General features: G+C 41.7%; 1 protein-coding gene. It reads right to left on the reverse strand.

Annotation, left to right across the window (positions count from 1 at the left end):
• Nucleotides 1-157: 157 nt before the first annotated feature.
• Nucleotides 158-1,024, reverse strand: coding sequence for an MNIO family bufferin maturase (gene bufB, locus F6K63_RS36905; RefSeq protein WP_287298290.1), 867 nt, complete (start codon nucleotides 1,022-1,024; stop codon nucleotides 158-160).
• Between the last annotated feature and the right edge of the window lie 335 nt (nucleotides 1,025-1,359).

Consider the following 1,359-nt stretch of genomic DNA (forward strand, 5'->3'; position numbering starts at 1 on the left):
ATCAGCTATCAGCTATCAGCTATCAGCTATCAGCTATCAGCTATCAGCTATCAGCTATCAGCTATCAGCTATCAGCTATCAGCTATCAGCTATCAGCTATCAGCTATCAGCTATCAGCTATCAGCTAATCGGCCTGTGGCCAAGGGCTGACGGCACCTCAAGTAGCGTGAGCTTTTAGCTCACGGCTGACGGCTGAATGCTTATCTAAATAGTCCTGAGCTTTACTAGCTTGAGTCATTAATACCTCAAAAGCTGGGATATCAGTATCCCATTCAATCAGAGTAGGCACCGGACCAAAGCGCTCTAATGTTGCTTGATACAATTGCCACACTGGAGGATGAACGGGATAACCGTGGGTATCATATAGATAGTCTTCCCGTTCTTCATACCCTGCTAAATGTATTTGTTTGACCCTGGTTGCTGGTATTGTATTCAAATAATCAAGGGGGTCAAATCCTTGGTTAGTAGCAGTGACATAAAGATTGTTGACATCTAGGAGCAAGTAACAATCTGCTTTTTCTAACAATTGTTGAATAAATACCCATTCTGGCATGGTTGAATCTGTGAAGCTCACGTAAGCCGATGGGTTTTCTATCAAAATCCGACAACCTAGAAATTCCTGAGCTTGCAAGATCCGTTGGGCTACATGTGCCATCACCGCTTCGGTATAAGGAAGAGGAATTAAATCGTTAAGATAGTGACCAGAAACGGAAATCCAGGATAGGTGATCGGAAATGTATGCTGGTTCAATCTGCTGGGCTAACTGTTTTAAATTTGCCAAATACTCTAAATCTAAAGGGTCTGTTGACCCCAAAGACATACCGACGCCATGCAACGTAACCGGATAGTTTTGGCGGACTTTTTCTAAATAGTGGAGTGGTAAACCTTGAGAAGTTAAATAATTATCTAATAATACCTCAAACCAAGGTATACTATGTTTATGAGTAAGGATATCTTGATAATGGGCAGAGCGTAAACCGATGCCAGCACCCTTAATTGAAGCTGAAGGAACGTGAGTTGTCATAGCATTATTGTCATGGCATTATTTTCAGGATTTATCCATGGTAGTGGTGAGTTGACTCTAATTCCCCCCTTTCTTAAGGGGGGTTAGGGGGGATCGGTGTACATAACACTACTCAGCTGAATCTAATTCCCCCCTTTCTTAAGGGGGGTTAGGGGGGTTCTGTATACATAACACTACTTAGCTGAATCTAATTCCCCCCTTTCTTAAGCTATGCTTTATAAACATCTTTCTTAACATAAAACTTGACAAAAAGAGTCAAGTGTGTGTTCTTGCTAGAATCGCCTCTGGCATCTATTATCACAAATATGGAACAATGGATATTGAAAGAGCTAGGA

It is taken from the genome of Moorena sp. SIO1G6, from assembly GCF_010672795.1.
Classification (GTDB): domain Bacteria; phylum Cyanobacteriota; class Cyanobacteriia; order Cyanobacteriales; family Coleofasciculaceae; genus Moorena; species Moorena producens.